This is a genomic window from Fontimonas sp. FW305-C-3, assembly GCF_058783185.1.
Window position 1 is genome coordinate 568,320 of record NZ_JBYSYK010000003.1, and the last position, 15,152, is coordinate 583,471.

The 15,152-nt window shown below is 65.1% G+C and carries 14 protein-coding genes; 5 read left to right on the forward strand and 9 right to left on the reverse strand.

Annotated features, from left to right (window positions below):
* Nucleotides 1-21 precede the first annotated feature (21 nt).
* The 8 genes from rseP to rpsB all read right to left on the reverse strand — a co-directional run bounded on the left by rseP (nt 22) and on the right by rpsB (nt 7,465).
* Nucleotides 22-1,377: an RIP metalloprotease RseP gene (rseP, locus tag AC3WUF_RS14105; RefSeq protein WP_492426625.1), complete on the reverse strand. Its 1,356-nt coding sequence runs from the start codon at nt 1,375-1,377 to the stop codon at nt 22-24.
* Entirely contained in the window at nt 1,370-2,551 is a 1,182-nt protein-coding gene (gene ispC / locus AC3WUF_RS14110) for a 1-deoxy-D-xylulose-5-phosphate reductoisomerase (RefSeq protein ID WP_492426627.1), read from the reverse strand. The genes rseP and ispC overlap by 8 nt, the downstream gene beginning before the upstream one ends.
* A complete protein-coding gene (locus AC3WUF_RS14115) occupies nt 2,551-3,387 on the reverse strand; it encodes a phosphatidate cytidylyltransferase (RefSeq protein ID WP_492426629.1) in 837 nt (278 codons plus the stop codon). The genes ispC and AC3WUF_RS14115 overlap by 1 nt, the downstream gene beginning before the upstream one ends.
* The gene (uppS, locus tag AC3WUF_RS14120; RefSeq protein WP_492426631.1) at nt 3,387-4,106 is read right to left on the reverse strand and encodes a polyprenyl diphosphate synthase; all 720 of its coding nucleotides are present in this window, start codon (nt 4,104-4,106) and stop codon (nt 3,387-3,389) included. Before uppS ends, AC3WUF_RS14115 begins: the two co-directional genes overlap by 1 nt.
* 14 nt (nt 4,107-4,120) lie before the next feature.
* A complete protein-coding gene (gene frr / locus AC3WUF_RS14125) occupies nt 4,121-4,678 on the reverse strand; it encodes a ribosome recycling factor (RefSeq protein ID WP_492426632.1) in 558 nt (185 codons plus the stop codon).
* Between the two features lie 43 nt (nt 4,679-4,721).
* Nucleotides 4,722-5,444, reverse strand: a complete 723-nt coding sequence (pyrH, locus tag AC3WUF_RS14130; protein ID WP_492426634.1) for a UMP kinase — start codon at nt 5,442-5,444, stop codon at nt 4,722-4,724.
* Between the two features lie 137 nt (nt 5,445-5,581).
* Nucleotides 5,582-6,625 (reverse strand): translation elongation factor Ts, encoded by a 1,044-nt coding sequence (gene tsf, locus AC3WUF_RS14135; protein WP_492426636.1) that lies wholly within the window; start codon nt 6,623-6,625, stop codon nt 5,582-5,584.
* Nucleotides 6,626-6,628: 3 nt separating this feature from the next.
* On the reverse strand, nt 6,629-7,465 hold the full coding sequence (rpsB, locus tag AC3WUF_RS14140; RefSeq protein WP_492426638.1) for a 30S ribosomal protein S2: 837 nt from the start codon (nt 7,463-7,465) through the stop codon (nt 6,629-6,631).
* 168 nt (nt 7,466-7,633) lie between these two features.
* On the opposite strand from rpsB, the gene map reads away from it, so the two are divergent.
* The 5 genes from map to AC3WUF_RS14165 all read left to right on the forward strand — a co-directional run bounded on the left by map (nt 7,634) and on the right by AC3WUF_RS14165 (nt 14,164).
* A complete protein-coding gene (gene map / locus AC3WUF_RS14145; RefSeq protein ID WP_492426640.1) occupies nt 7,634-8,416 on the forward strand; it encodes a type I methionyl aminopeptidase in 783 nt (260 codons plus the stop codon).
* Between the two features lie 79 nt (nt 8,417-8,495).
* The gene (glnD, locus tag AC3WUF_RS14150) at nt 8,496-11,180 is read left to right on the forward strand and encodes a [protein-PII] uridylyltransferase (RefSeq protein ID WP_492426642.1); all 2,685 of its coding nucleotides are present in this window, start codon (nt 8,496-8,498) and stop codon (nt 11,178-11,180) included.
* A gap of 41 nt (nt 11,181-11,221) precedes the next feature.
* Entirely contained in the window at nt 11,222-12,037 is an 816-nt protein-coding gene (dapD, locus tag AC3WUF_RS14155; protein ID WP_492426644.1) for a 2,3,4,5-tetrahydropyridine-2,6-dicarboxylate N-succinyltransferase, read from the forward strand.
* Complete coding sequence (gene dapE, locus AC3WUF_RS14160; protein ID WP_492426646.1) at nt 12,037-13,161, forward strand: succinyl-diaminopimelate desuccinylase; 1,125 nt, start codon at nt 12,037-12,039, stop codon at nt 13,159-13,161. The genes dapD and dapE overlap by 1 nt, the downstream gene beginning before the upstream one ends.
* 13 nt (nt 13,162-13,174) lie before the next feature.
* Nucleotides 13,175-14,164: a YheT family hydrolase gene (locus tag AC3WUF_RS14165; RefSeq protein WP_492426648.1), complete on the forward strand. Its 990-nt coding sequence runs from the start codon at nt 13,175-13,177 to the stop codon at nt 14,162-14,164.
* Nucleotides 14,165-14,219: 55 nt separating this feature from the next.
* On the opposite strand, the gene AC3WUF_RS14170 is transcribed toward AC3WUF_RS14165, so the two are convergent.
* Entirely contained in the window at nt 14,220-15,107 is an 888-nt protein-coding gene (locus AC3WUF_RS14170; protein WP_492426650.1) for a fructose bisphosphate aldolase, read from the reverse strand.
* Nucleotides 15,108-15,152: the final 45 nt, after the last annotated feature.

Sequence of the window (15,152 nt, forward strand, 5' to 3'; positions counted from 1 at the left end):
GTTGATCTGATCCACAGGCGCTTAATTCAGCAGGCGCACGATGTCGTTGTAGAACGCAAGCCCCATCAGCAGTGCGAGCAAAGTCAGACCTAACCGCTGACCTGCGAGCTGCGCACTTTCTGAAACCGGCGAACCCTTGAGCGCTTCGAGCGCATAAAACAGCAGGTGACCGCCATCAAGAACCGGGACCGGCAGCAAATTCAGCACGCCGAGGCTCACACTGACGATCGCCATGAAACTCAAAAACGAAACCACCCCGACCTGCGCGGAGTATCCCGCCACCTGCGCGATCTGGATCGGGCCGCTGACGTTCTTGACCGACACCTCGCCAGTCAACATCCGGCCCAGCATCCGCAGTGTCATCGATGACATCCGCCACGTCTGCACTACGGCGGCCGGAAACGCCTGCAGGACTCCCAGGCGGCTCACGGCGCGCAAATCCTGCCACAAGTCCCCCGGGTTCGCCACGGCGGCGCCGAAGCGGCCGACACTCTGCTCGCCTTCGCCGACACGGCCGATGACGACACTCAGGTTAATAACCGATTCGCCGCGGCGCACTTCGACCTCGGCCACCTCACCCGGGTGTGCGCGCAGCCAGCGCGCCCAGCCCTGCCAGGACTCGATCGCCTCGCCATCATGGGCGAGCAGCATGTCGCCGACCTTGAAACCGGCCTGATCGGCGGCCTCGCCGGGAACGATTTCCGACAGGACCGCCGGCAGCGCCGGCTCGAACGGCGACAGGCCGATGTCGTCGAACAGGAATTCGGGATCGACGCGGACCGTCGACAGGTCCAGCGCGCCGCCGCGCTCGGTGCCGTCGGTCTCGCGCCAGCGCAGGTCGATCAGGCCGCGATCCAGCGCCCGGTCGATCAGCTGGGTGCGCAGATCGGTCCAGGTTGCGACCGCATGGCCATCGACCTCGGTGATCTCGATGCCGGCGTTCAGGCCCAGCTTGCCGGCGACGCTGGCGACCGGCGGTTGCGCGATCAGCGGCCGGATGCCCTCGACGCCAATGACATAGACCGCCCAGTACAGCGCAATCGCCAGCCCGAAATTGAACAGCGGGCCGGCCGCGACAATCGCGATGCGGCGCCAGACGCTGGCATTGTTGAACGCCAGATGGCGCTCGTTCGCAGGCACCTCGCCTTCGCGCTCGTCGAGCATCTTGACGTAGCCGCCAAGCGGGATCGCCGCGACGACCCATTCGACGCCTTCGCGGTCGCGCCGCGTCCACAGCGGGTTGCCGAAGCCGATCGAGAAACGCAGCACCTTGACGCCGCAGCGGCGCGCCACCCAGTAGTGGCCAAACTCGTGAAAGGCGACCAGCAGGCTGATCGCGACGACGAAGCCGGCGACGGACCACAGCAGGTCAAGCATGGATCAGTGCTCCCGCCGTGCGCCGTGCCCAGGCGTCGACAGCCAGAATCGCGGCGAGGTCTGCACCCTCCGCCAGCGATTCGCGTCCTGCCACGTCCAGCACTCGTTCAATCAATTCAGCAATCCCCGTATACGGCAAACGATCGCCCAGAAACGCTTCGACAGCCACTTCATTCGCCGCGTTCAATACATTCGGCGCATTGCCTCCGACCCGCAGCGCCTCGCGCGCCAGGCGCAGGCAGGGGAAACGCTGCAGGTCCGGCGCCTCGAAACGCAGGCGACCCAACGCGGCAAGATTCAGGCCAGCCACCCCGGAACTCCAGCGCTCCGGCCAGGCCAGCGCATGCGCGATCGGCACCCGCATATCCGATGCCCCCAGCTGGGCGAGCATCGAGCCGTCGGTGTATTCCACGATCGAGTGGATCACGCTTTCTGGATGGATGACGACCTCAAGCTGCGACTCGGGCACTGCATAGAGTACGCAGGCCTCGATCAGTTCCAGACCCTTGTTCATCATCGTCGCCGAATCGACCGAGATCTTCGGCCCCATGACCCAGTTCGGGTGGGCAACCGCCTGCGCCGGCGTCACTGCGGCCAGCTGCTCCAGCGGCGTCTCGCGGAACGGCCCGCCGGACGCGGTCAGGATCAGCTTGTGAACACCCTTAGGGGCGGCTCCGCAGCGGCTGCCGGGCGGCAGGCACTGGAAGATCGCGTTGTGCTCGGAATCGATCGGCAGCAAGGTCGCACCGTGCTTCGCGGCCTCGGCCATCAGCAGCGCGCCGGCCATCACCAGCGGCTCCTTGTTGGCGATCAGCACGCGTTTGCCGGCGCGCACCGCCGCCAGCGTCGGCAGCAGGCCGACCGCACCGACGATGGCCGACATCACCTGATCCGCCTCCGGCAGCGCCGCCAGCGTTGCCGCGGCATCCGCGCCGGCCAGCACTTCGGTCGCAATGCCGGCGGCGGTCAGCTGGCCGCGCAGGGTTGCGGCAGCCGTCTCGTCGGCCAGCGCGGCATAGGCGGGCCTGAATTCACTGCACTGGGCGAACAGGCCGTCGACATCGCGCTGCGCGCTCAGCGCCAGAACCTGCAGGCGGTCCGGATTGCAGCGGACCACATCGAGGGTGTTGCGCCCGATCGTTCCGGTTGCGCCGAGGACGACGAGCCTTTGCATCAGATTTTGAGCAGCCCCAGTCCCAGCGCCATGACCGGCGCCGCCGCGAGGACGCTGTCGAGGCGGTCGAGCATGCCGCCGTGACCCGGCAGGATCGCGCCGCTGTCCTTGACGCCGGCGTGGCGCTTGAACATCGACTCGGCCAAGTCGCCGACGATGCTCGCCGCCGCGGCCAGCATGGACAGCGCCAGCAGGCTGAGAATCTGCGCCATGCCCTGCAGCTTGAAGACGAACATGCCCGCCGTCAGCGCCCAGGCGCCGCACAGCAGCAGGCCGCCGATCGCACCTTCAATCGTCTTGCCCGGCGAGATCGCCGGCGCCAGCTTGTGCTTGCCCAGATTGCGGCCGGCCAGGAACGCGCCGGTATCGGCGGCAAACACCAGGAACAGCACGTACAGCAGCCGCAGCGCGCCGTCGGCATGGCCGTGAATCTGCGCCAGCGCGAGCATTGTCGAAACGATCAGCAACCAGCCGAGCAGCGCCATGCCCAGCGCCGGCGGCGGGTGACGCTGCAGGTTGCCGGGGAAGCCGCGAAAGATCGCCGGCGCCAGCAGCCACCACAGACAGGCCGCGCCGAGCAGCCACGGCAGCCAGGCGGCGCGCTCGGGCAGGAACCAGATCAGCGCCATCAGACCGGCGGTCAATGCCGCATAAAGGCCGCGCAAACCGGACGACAGCAGCGCATTGCCGTGGCGGATCAGGCCGGACCACTCCCAGGCGACGATGGCAGCAATCGCGGTGAACGCGGCATAGATGCCCAGCGGCGGCGCGTACCAGACCAGCGCCAGCAGCAGCGGCAGCAGCACCAGGGCGGTCAGGACGCGCTGAACAAGCACTATGCGGACTCCGGCACGCGGCCATAGCGACGCTCGCGCCCGGCGAACCAGCGCAATGCATCGGCCAGTGCGGCGTCGTCGAAATCGGGCCACAGGATGGGCGAGAAATACAGCTCGGTGTATGCCAGCTGCCACAGCAGGAAATTGCTGATGCGGCTTTCGCCGCCGGTGCGGATCAGCAGATCCGGATCCGGCAGATCGTGGGTATCCAGCGCGCCGTTGATGCTGTCGGCATCGATCGACAGGCCTGCGGCCGCGAGCCGGCGCGCCGCCTGCACCAGATCCCACTGCCCGCCGTAGCCCACCGCAATGACCAGCGTCAGCCGCGTGTTGTCCCGCGTCAACGCCTCGGCGCGCGCCATTTCCGCGCGCAGCTCGGGCGCGAAGTCGGAATGGTCGCCGATGAACCGCAAGCGCACCCCATTGCGATGCAACGTCGAAATCTCGCGGCCCAGCGTCGTGATGAACAGCTGCATCAGCAGCCGCACTTCGAGCTCCGGGCGTTTCCAGTTTTCCTGCGAGAACGCAAACAGCGTGACGACTTCGACGCCGGCATTGCCGACGGCGCGGATGATCTTGCGCGCGGCGCGCAAACCGGCGCGATGGCCGGCGGAGCGCGCCTTGCCCTGGCGCTGCGCCCAGCGGCCGTTGCCATCCATGATGATGGCAACGTGGCGCGGCACGTTGGTGTCGCGCGGTGAGGGCGGTTGCTGGGTCATTGGAATGGCGCTGCTTAAAGCTGCAGCAGATCCTTTTCCTTCGCGGCGGCGACCTTATCGACCTCGGCGACGAACTGATCGGTCAGCTTCTGGATCTCGGCTTCGCCGCGCTTGACGTCGTCGGCGCTGATCGTCTTGGCCTTCTCCAGGTCCTTGACCGCCTGATTGGCATCGCGACGCACATTGCGGATCGCCACCTTGGCGGTCTCGGCCTCGTTGCGCACGACCTTGCCCAGATCGCGGCGGCGCTCTTCGGTGAGCGGCGGGATGATAATGCGGATCACCGGGCCGTTGGTGTTCGGCGTCAGGCCGAGGTCCGAGATCATGATCGCCTTCTCGATCGGACCGACCATGCCCTTGTCCCAAGGCGTGATCGAGATCGTACGGGCGTCTTCGACGGTCACCTGCGCCGCCTGCGACAGCGGCACTTCGGAACCGTAGTAATCGACCTTGACGTGATCGAGCAGCGAGGCGTTGGCGCGGCCGGTGCGCAGCTTCATCAGCTCGGACTTGAGCGTCTCCACGCTCTTCTGCATGCGCTTGCTGGCGTCGTTCTTGATGTCGTTAAGCATTTCGAGTTTTCTCCGGGTGCGAAGCTGGCAAAGGGTCGCGCGATCAGACGTGGACGCGGGTGCCGATGCTGGCATCGCCATTGATGATTGCATGCAGCGCACCGGGGCGCTCCATGTCGTAGACGCGCAGCTGCATGCCGTGGTCGCGGCACAGCACCATGGCGGTCTGGTCCATGACGCCGAGTCGCTTCGACAGCGCCTCGTCGTAAGTCAGTTCGTCGTAGCGGCGTGCGGTCGGATCCTTCTTCGGATCGGCGGTGTAGACGCCGTCAACCTTGGTCGCCTTGAGCAGCAGGTCGGCGTTGATCTCGACGGCGCGCAGCGCGGCGGCCGAGTCGGTTGTGAAGAACGGATTGCCGGTGCCGGCCGAGAAGATCACGACGCGGCCCTTCTCGAGGTGGCGCACGGCCTTGCGGCGGATGTAGTCCTCGCAGACCTGATTGATGCGCAGCGCCGACTGCACGCGGACCGGGATGCCGATGCGCTCGATGGCATCCTGCAGCGCCAGACCGTTGATCACGGTCGCCAGCATGCCCATGTGGTCGCCGGTGATGCGGTCCATGCCGGAACGGGCCAGACCTTCGCCGCGGAAGATGTTGCCGCCGCCGACCACCAGCGCAACCTGCACGCCCTGATCGACGATGCCCTTGACCTCATTGGCCAGGAAGCTCATGACCTCGGGGGCGATGCCGAAATTGAGCGGGCCCATCAATGCTTCGCCGGAGAGTTTGAGCAGGATTCTCTGGTAAGCAGGTTTGGCGCTCATGGTCGCTCTGGCTCGTCAATGTGGGTTACTGGACCGGCCTGACGCCTGTGCAAACCAGCTGGCGTTTCGACCTTCACCTAAAAGAAGGCCCCGTTGTCCGGGGCCCTCAGCAACATACCGCTAAATGGTAACGCGATTCAGACCTTGATGCCTGCCTGCGCCATCACTTCCGCAGCAAAATCGACCTTCGCGCGCTCGATGCCCTCGCCGACGCCGAAGCGAACGAACTGGGCCACCTTGGCGCCTTTCTCCTTGAGCATCTGCTCGACGTTCTGGTCAGGATTCTTGACGAACGGCTGGCCCAGCAGCGTGTTCTCGGAGATGAACTTGGCGACCTTGCCGTCGATCATCTTGGCGAGAATCTCGGCCGGCTTGGCCTTGAAGCCGCCGCCGAGCTTCTTCTTGATCGTCGCGTACTCGTCGTCCCAGGTCTTCTTGTCGTCGGCGGACAGGCCATCGTAGGTGCCGTTCTGCTTCTCGGCATCCATTTCCTTGAGAAAACCGGCCAGCTTCTCGGACTCGGCCTTGGCGTCGGCCTGTTCCTGCGCCACCGTGGCCTCGATGATGCGACGCTCGTCGGCGATCGCCTCCGGCGAGAATTCGGCGGCGCTGAGGAAGCGCGGGCTCATCGCGGCGATGTGCATCGCCACGTCCTTGCCCGTCACCTCGTCGCCGGCTTCCAGCGCAACGATCACGCCGATCTTGTCGCCCTGGTGCATGTAGGTGACGATCGGGCCAGCGGCCTTCGGCACCACCAGGAAGCGACGGATCGTCATGTTCTCGCCAAGGCGGGCGACCATCCCGCGACGGGTTTCGTCGAGGGTCTCGGCGCCATCCTTGATGTTGGCGAGCGCGTCGATGTCGGCCGGCTTGTGGGCCAGCGCTGCAGCGGCGGCACGCTTCGCCAGATCGCGGAACTCATCGCCCTTGGCGACGAAGTCGGTTTCGCTGTTCAGCTCGGCGACGGCGACAGCCTGCGGACCGACGGCGAAGGCGAGCACGCCTTCGGCCGCGGTACGGCCAGCCTTCTTGTCGGCCTTGGCGGCACCGTCCATGCGCAGCTTTTCAGCGGCCTGGTCGAGATTGCCGTCGGTGGCCTCAAGCGCCTTCTTGCAGTCGCCCATACCGGCACCGGTACGGTCGCGCAGCTCCTTGACGAGGGCGGCGGTGATCTGCGCCATCAATTACTCCTTGGTCTGTTCAGCGGCGCCACGGCCGCCGCGGGAAGGCTTGCCGCCATCACGACCACCGTCGCGGCGCGGGCCAGCCGGACGCGGACGGCGCGGCGCAGCGCGCTCTTCGGTTTCCTCGACGAATTCCTCGGCGCGACCGGTGGTGTTGGTGCCACGGCCTTCGATGATGGAATCGGCGATGCACTGGGCATACACGCGGATCGCACGGGTGGCGTCGTCGTTGCCGGGGATCACGTAGTCGACCTGCGCCGGGTCGTTGTTGGTATCGACGACGGCGATGACCGGGATACCGAGCTTGCGGGCTTCGGCAATCGCGTTCTTCTCATAGCCGGTGTCGACGACGAACAGGCAGTCCGGCAGGCTCGGCATCTGCTTGATGCCGCCCAGCGACTTGCGCAGCTTCTCGATTTCGCGCGAGAAGTTCAGCTGTTCCTTCTTGGTCAGGCGGTTGATCGAACCGTCTTCCAGCTGCTTTTCCATCTCGATCAGGCGCTTGATCGAACCCTTGACCGTCTTGAAGTTGGTCAGGGTGCCGCCCAGCCAGCGCTGGTTGACGAAGGGCATGCCCGAACGCTTGGCTTCTTCTTCGACGGCATCGCGCGCAGCGCGCTTGGTGCCGACGAACAGCACGCGGCCGCCGCTGGCAGCGATCTTGCCGGCGAAGGAACAGGCGTCCTTCAGCAGCGGCAGGGTCTGCTCGAGATTGATGATGTGGATACGGTTACGATCGCCGAAGATGTATTCATTCATCTTCGGGTTCCAGTAGCGGGTGCGGTGTCCGAAATGGACGCCGGCTTCCAGCAACTGGCGCATAGTGACATTCGCCATGTTCAACTCCTTGGGTTTAGCTAACCGCGCCCTTGTGAGGATTCACCCAAGGGGGCGCGGATGGATTTTCAAAGGCTGGGCGATTGCCCGAATTGCCTTTGAAGGGCGCGCTTTATACCATAGCGACCCTTTGAAAACAATGAGATCAGGCGTTCCGACGCCTCACGAATGACCGTCACGATCAAAACCACTGAGCAGCAGCAGAAGATGCGCGAAGCCGGCGCTGCCGCGGCCGAGGTATTGGTCATGATCGAGCCGTATGTGAAGGCCGGCGTCAGTACCGAGGAGATCAACCGGATCTGCCACGAGTACATCGTCAATACCCAGGGCAACGTCCCCGCCCCGCTGGGTTACGGCGCGGCACCGGGCCGGGCGGCATTCCCGAAATCCGTCTGCACCTCGGTCAACCACGTGGTCTGCCACGGGATTCCGGGCGCCAAGGTTCTGAAGAAAGGCGACATCGTCAATATCGATGTCACGGTCATCAAGAACGGCTTCCACGGCGATACCAGCCGGATGTTCTATATCGGCGAGCCGAGCATCCTCGCCCGGCGCCTGTGCGAAACGACGCATGAGGCGATGATCGCCGGCATCAAGAAAGTCGCACCGGGCGTCCGCCTGGGCGATATTGGCCATGTGATTCAACAACATGCAGAACAGCGCGGCTTTTCGATCGTGCGCGAATACTGCGGTCACGGCATCGGCGAGATCTTCCACGAAGACCCGCAGGTCGTACATTACGGCCGCCCTGGCACGGGATTTGAATTGCAGGCCGGCATGACGTTCACGATCGAACCGATGGTCAATGCCGGCCGCGCCGAGGTGAAGTTGCTGCCGGACGCCTGGACCGTCGTCACCAAGGACCATTCGCTGTCCGCGCAGTTCGAGCACACCGTGCTGGTCACCCCGACCGGCTATGAAGTGCTGACCCTGCGCAACGGCGAGATGTAGCCCTACCCTGCACGCCCCGGCACTGGCGCCGTTCGCGCAGTTCCGCCCTGAAATCACGCGGTACTCTTATCAATCACCAATGGGCGCTGAAATCGACCTCGCTGAAGAAGAAGCGGCAGCCATCTTCAGCTCACCGCGCATCCGTTCGCACCTGGCGCAGGGCGGCTATTCGATCGCCGCATTCCGCGACACGCTGATCTGGGGCCGCGAACGGCTCTACAGCCTGTTCCACGACGGCGTGCCCGCCGACTCGCTGGTCCATGCGCGTGCTCATCTGGTCGACGAAGTGCTGCGCGCGGCCTGGCAGAAATTCCTGCCGCCGGGCACGACCGGCCTGACCCTGGCCGCCGTCGGCGGCTACGGCCGCGGCGAACTGCTGCCGCATTCGGACATCGACATCCTCGTCCTGCACAGTGGCGACGCGCTTGAACACCACCGCAAGGCGCTCGAAGCCCTGACGGCGTTCAGCTGGGACATCGGCCTGGAAGTCGGCCAGAGCGCGCGCACCGTCGAGGACTGCGTCGCCGAGGGCGGCAAGGACATCACCGTCATCACCAACCTGCTCGAGGCACGCCTGCTGATCGGCGACGAACAGCTGTTCCACGATATGCAGGCCGCACTCACGCCGGACAAGATCTGGCCGGTGCGCAGCTTCTTCGCCGCCAAGAAGAAGGAGCAGGCCGACCGTCATCGCAAGTACGACGACACCGGCTACAAGCTCGAGCCCAACGTCAAGGAAAGCCCGGGCGGCCTGCGCGACATCCACACGATCGCCTGGGTCACCAAGCGCCACTTCGGCGCGCAGACGCTGAGCGAGCTGCGCGAACGCGGCTTCCTGACCAAGCAGGAATGCGACGAGCTGTTCGCCGGCCAGGATTTCCTCTGGCGCGTGCGCTTTGCGCTGCACATGATCAGCGGCCGCCGCGAAGACCGCCTGCTGTTCGACAGCCAGATCAAGGTCGCGGAACTGTTTGGCTACGTCGACACCGATGCCAATCGCGCGGTCGAGCAGTTCATGCAGCTGTACTACCGCACGATCAAATCGCTGTCCTGCCTCAACGACATGCTGCTGCAGCTGTTCGAGGAAGCGATCCTGTTCCCCGACGCCGGCGAGCCGGAAGAGCTGAACGCGCGCTTCCAGATCCGCCACGGTTACCTCGAGGCGCGCGACGACGAGGTCTTCAAGCGCCATCCCTGGGCACTGCTCGAAGTCTTCCTGCTGATGCAGCAGAACCCGCGCACCGAGGGCATTCGCGCACAGACGCTGCGCATGATCCTGCGCGACGGCCGCCTGATGAACGAGGAAGCGCGCAACTCGGTCAAGGCGCGTGCGCTGTTCATGGAAATCTTCCGCGAAGGCCGCGGCCTGACGCGCAACCTGCGGCGCATGAACCGCTACGGCGTACTGGGTCACTACCTGCCGGCCTTCGGCAACATCGTCGGCCTGATGCAGTACGACCTGTTCCACACGCTGACCGTCGACGAGCACATCCTCTACGTGCTGCGCAATGCGCGACGATTCGCGATGACGCGCTTCCGCGACGAGCTGCCGTACTGCAATGAAGTCATGCGGCGCCTGACCAAGCCTGAGCTGCTGTACCTCGGCGCGCTGTGGCACGACATGGCCAAGGGCCGCGGCGGCGATCACTCCGAATTGGGCGCGAAGGAAGCCGAGCAGTTCTGCCTCGATCACGGCCTGTCGCATGCCGACGCCGCGCTGGTGGCATGGCTCGTCAGCAATCACCTGCTGATGTCGCTCACCGCGCAGAAGCAGGACATCACCGACAGCCGCGTCGTCGCCGACTTTGCGGCCAAGGTCGGCACCCGCCTGCGTCTCGATTACCTGTTCCTGCTGACCTGCGCCGATATCCGCGGCACCAATCCTGCCTTGTGGAATTCCTGGCGCGAGTCCCTGCTCAAGGATCTGTACCGCCAGACCTCGCGCATGCTCGAAGGCGATGTCGACCAGTCCACGCTCGAACAGGAGCGCGCCAGCGAATCGCGCGCCAAGGCGTTGGAGCTGCTGAAGGAGCGCAAGATCGATCCGGCACTCGCCGAGGCCGCGTGGAAGCGCTTCGACGCCGACTACTTCCTGCGCCACACGCCGGCCGAGCTGGCGTGGCAGATGCCGGCAATTGCCGGCGCGACCGAAGCGCAGCTGCCGCTGGTGATGGTCGACGCCGTCGACGGCCGCGGCACGACCGTGTTCGTCTACACGCGTGATCGCGACCACCTGTTCGGCCTGACCACCGGCGTGCTCGCGCGCCTGGGGCTGAACATTCTCGACGCGCGCCTGCATACGACCGACGACGGCTTCGTGCTCGATTCCTACATCGTGCTCGAAAACGACAACACGCCGATCAACTCGGCGATGCGCACCGAAGAGATCAGCACGGCACTGCGCAAGGTACTCAGCGATCCGGAAGTCTCGACCGTCGACGTCAACCGCCGCATGCCGCAGCGCCTGCGTCACTTCGATACGCCGACGCAGGTCTACTTCAGCCAGGACCAGGGACGCAGCCGCACCGTGCTCGAACTCGTCACCGCCGACCAGCCGGGTCTGCTGTCGCTGATCGGCCGCGTATTCCAGAAGCGCGGCATCCTGCTCAATGCCGCGAAGATCGCGACGATCGGCGAGCGCGCCGAGGACGTGTTCTACGTAACCGACCGCATGCACCGGCCGATCAGCGAGGAACGCGTTCTCGACGACCTGCGCGAGGTGCTGATCCGCACGCTCGACCGCAACGAATCGGCGCAGACCTGATCGCGCAACATCCGAACATCGACAACATACCTACAACAGACATGACTCAAGAAATTCAGCAGCGCATCGAAGCCGCCTGGGAAAACCGCGACAGCATCAACAAGTCCGACCTGCAGCTGCAGCAGGACGTGACCGCCGCCATCCAGTTGCTCGACGAAGGCAAGGCGCGTGTTGCCGAGCCGACCGCGAACGGCTGGCAGGTCAACCAGTGGCTGAAAAAAGCCGTGCTGCTGTACTTCCGCCTGCATGACAACGTACCAGTCGACATGGGTGGCCTGCTCGGCTATGACAAGGTGCCGCTGAAGTTCGCCAACTGGTCGGCTCACGAATTCGCTGCGCAAGGCGCGCGCGTCGTGCCGCCGGCCGCAGTGCGCAAGGGTGCCTACATCGCCCCCGGCGCGATCCTGATGCCGAGCTACGTCAACATCGGCGCCTACGTCGGCGCCGGCACGATGGTCGACACCTGGGCGACGGTCGGCTCCTGCGCGCAGATCGGTGCGAACTGCCATCTGTCCGGCGGCGTGGGCATCGGCGGCGTGCTTGAACCGCTGCAGGCTTCGCCGACGATCATTGAAGACGACTGCTTCATCGGTGCGCGGTCAGAGGTCGTCGAAGGCGTCGTCGTCGAGAAAGGCAGCGTGATCTCGATGGGCGTGTTCATCGGCCAGTCGACGCCGATCTACGACCGCGAGAACGACCGCATCCTCTACGGCCGCGTGCCGGCCGGCAGCGTCGTCGTTGCCGGCAGCCTGCCGAAGAACGAGCGCTATAGCCTGAACTGCGCGGTCATCGTCAAGACGGTCAACGAGCAGACGCGCAAGAAGGTCGGCATCAACGCCTTGCTGCGCGATCTTTGATGAGCAACGACGTCCTTGAGCTGACGCAGGCGCTGATCGCCCGGCCGTCGCTGACGCCGGACGATGCCGGTTGCTGCGAGCTGATTGCCCAGCGCCTGCAGGCCCGCGGCTTCGCGATCGAATACATCAACGCCGGCGGCGTCACCAACCTGTGGGCGACGCTCGGCAGCGGTGCTCCGCTGACGATCCTCGCGGGCCATACCGATGTCGTGCCGACCGGCCCCTTGAACGAATGGCTGACCCCGCCGTTCACGCCGACGATCCGCGACGGCCTGCTGTACGGCCGCGGTGCCGCCGACATGAAATCCGGCCTTGCCGCGATGATCTGCGCCGCCGAACGTCTCGTCGCCCAGCGACAGATCAAAGGCACCCTCGCCTTCCTGATCACCAGCGACGAGGAAGGCAGTGCGCGCCACGGCACGCGGCATGTCGTCGATGTGCTGCGCGCGCGCGGGCTCAAGCCAGACTTTGCGATTGTGGGCGAGGCGACGGCTTCCGTCGCACTCGGCGATCGCGTGACGATCGGCCGCCGCGGCTCGCTGGGCTGCAATCTGAAGATCATCGGCAAGCAGGGCCACGTTGCCTATCCGGAAAAGGCGCTGAATCCGGTGCACAGCGCCGCAACGGCGATCGCCGAACTGGTGTCGACGACCTGGGACGCCGGCAATGCGCACTTCCCGCCGACGTCGTTCCAGATCTCCAACTTCCACGCCGGCACCGGTGCGAACAACGTCATCCCGGGCCATGCGGAACTGATCTTCAATTTCCGCTACTCGACCGAGTCGAACGCCGAAGGACTCAAAGGCCGGGTCAGCGACATCCTCGACCGTCACGGCGTCGTCTACGAAGCGGACTGGTGGCACAGCGGCGAGCCGTTCCTGACGCTGCCCGGCGCACTGATCGATGCGGCGCTTGCATCGACGCAGGCCGTCACCGGTAATACGCCGGTGCTGTTCACTGGCGGCGGCACCTCGGACGGTCGCTTCATCGCGCCCTGGGGCGCGCAGGTCATCGAAGTGGGCCCGATCAACGACAGCATCCACAAGCTCAACGAGCACGTATTGGTCAGCGATCTGCCGCGTCTGTCGGCAATCTACGAAGGCATCCTCGACCGTCTGCTGTAAGCGATTCCAGGCCGTGATTACCGCACCCGACTTCAAGCCCGCCCGACTGATCCGCCATCCGCAGATCCAGTCGATCCTCGCGAGCAAGAGTCCGCAGCGCAAGCGTTGGCTCAAGGCCGGCAGCACGATGGAAGCCGCCGCGCAGTTTCACGAACTCGACGCCGGCGACGGCGTGCGCCTGACCGGTTATCTGTCACGCCAGGCGGAGCGGCCGCGCGGGCTGGCCGTGCTGATCCACGGCTGGGAAGGTCATCACAACTCGACCTACCTGTATTCGATGGCCTGCGCGCTGTTCGGCGTCGGCTACTCGGTGTTCCGCCTCAACCTGCGCGATCACGGCGGCAGCCATCACCTGAACCGCGAAGTGTTCCACTCCGCGCGCATCGATGAGGTCATCGGAGCGATCCGTGCCGTGCAGCAGCTGGAGCCGGCGCAGCCATTGTTCGTCATCGGCTTCTCGCTCGGCGGCAACTTCTCATTGCGCGTCGGTCTGCATGGGCCGGCCGGCGGTGTCATCCCGCAGCTGTCGATCGGCATCTGCCCGTCGATCAATCCGCGCGCGACGCTCACGGCGATCGACCAGGGTTCCGCCATGTTCCGCTGGTACTTCAAGAACAAGTGGCGGGCGACGGTCAACGCCAAGATCCAGGCCTGGCCGGACTATGCCGCCGCTGCGCAGAATTACCTCACCGCCAGTTCCATGCTCGACATCACCGCGCGTTTTGCCAGCGAGCAGACCGGCTACGCGGACATGGACAGCTATCTGCAGGCTTACACGATCACCAAGGATGCGCTGCTGGGCGCCGCCTCGCCGCTGGCAATCATCACGGCGGCCGACGACCCGGTGATCCCGATCGAGGATTTCGCCGGCCTGTCGGCGCAGGGCGCCTTGCGCGCGCTCGACATCACCGCCCACGGCGGCCACTGCGGCTTCATCGAGAGTCTGCAGCTACAGAGCTGGGCCGAGCGGCGTGTGCTGAACCTGCTCGAACAGCACGCCTAGAAACGCAAAAGGCCGCCCGCATCGCTGCGGACGGCCCTGATTCCCTGCAAACCGATCAGGTCAACGAGGCCTGATAGATGCCTTCGATCGCCGCATCCAGCGCCTTGTCGAACTCGGCTTCCGACATCTGCGCCGTCAGGCCTTCGGTCAGCGCACGGCTGAAGCTGGCGATCACACCCTTGTTCTTGGCGAGAATGACGTTGGAGTCCGCACGCGAATAGCCGCCGGACAGGGCCACCACGCGCGCCACCTTCGGATGCTTGACCAGCGCGTCGAACTTGCCGACCACTTCCGGCAAGGTCAGCTTGAGCATGACCGAGGTGCCGGCCGGCAGCGCGTCGAGACGCTTCAGCAGGCCAGCCACCAGCAGCTCTTCGATCTTCGCCTTATCCGGCGACTTGATCGACACCTCCGGCTCGATGATCGGCATCAGGCCGGCATTGAAAATCTGCTGGCCGACTTCGAACTGCTGATCCAGAACGGCATCGACGCCCTTCTGATTGGCTTCGTCGATCACCGAGCGCATCTTGGTGCCGAAAATGCCCTTGGCGCGCGCGCGCGCCAGCAGCTCGCCCAAGCCCGGGTTCGGCTTCATCAGCTGCACGCCGTCGGCGGCGGCGGCCAGGCCCTTGTCGATCTTCAGGAAAGGCACCACGCCCTTCTTCTTCCACAGGTAGTCGGCAGCCGGCAAGCCGTCGAACTCGCGATCCATGGTCATTTCGAACAGGATGGCGCCGAGCACGCGCTGGCCGCTGAATGCCGGGCTGCCGACGATGCGGGCACGCATGGCGTGGACCAGATCGAACATCTGCGCTTCACCGCTGTAAGCGGACTCTTCGACGCCGTAAAGCTTGAGCGCCTTCGGCGTGCTGCCGCCGCTCTGATCCAGCGCGGCGATGAAGCCCTGGCCCTTGGCGACCTTGGCCAGTTGTTCCTGATTCATTCATGCACTCCTTTAAATGCGCGTGGATTTCGAGCTGCAATTTGG

Coding starts and splice junctions, on each gene's coding strand:
- rseP (WP_492426625.1), bottom strand. CDS start 1,377: ATGCTTGACCTGCTGTGGTCCGTCGCCGGCTTCGTCGTCGCGATCAGC.
- ispC (WP_492426627.1), bottom strand. CDS start 2,551: ATGCAAAGGCTCGTCGTCCTCGGCGCAACCGGAACGATCGGGCGCAAC.
- uppS (WP_492426631.1), bottom strand. CDS start 4,106: ATGACCCAGCAACCGCCCTCACCGCGCGACACCAACGTGCCGCGCCAC.
- frr (WP_492426632.1), bottom strand. CDS start 4,678: ATGCTTAACGACATCAAGAACGACGCCAGCAAGCGCATGCAGAAGAGC.
- pyrH (WP_492426634.1), bottom strand. CDS start 5,444: ATGAGCGCCAAACCTGCTTACCAGAGAATCCTGCTCAAACTCTCCGGC.
- tsf (WP_492426636.1), bottom strand. CDS start 6,625: ATGGCGCAGATCACCGCCGCCCTCGTCAAGGAGCTGCGCGACCGTACC.
- rpsB (WP_492426638.1), bottom strand. CDS start 7,465: ATGGCGAATGTCACTATGCGCCAGTTGCTGGAAGCCGGCGTCCATTTC.
- map (WP_492426640.1), top strand. CDS start 7,634: ATGACCGTCACGATCAAAACCACTGAGCAGCAGCAGAAGATGCGCGAA.
- glnD (WP_492426642.1), top strand. CDS start 8,496: ATGGGCGCTGAAATCGACCTCGCTGAAGAAGAAGCGGCAGCCATCTTC.
- dapD (WP_492426644.1), top strand. CDS start 11,222: ATGACTCAAGAAATTCAGCAGCGCATCGAAGCCGCCTGGGAAAACCGC.
- dapE (WP_492426646.1), top strand. CDS start 12,037: ATGAGCAACGACGTCCTTGAGCTGACGCAGGCGCTGATCGCCCGGCCG.
- AC3WUF_RS14170 (WP_492426650.1), bottom strand. CDS start 15,107: ATGAATCAGGAACAACTGGCCAAGGTCGCCAAGGGCCAGGGCTTCATC.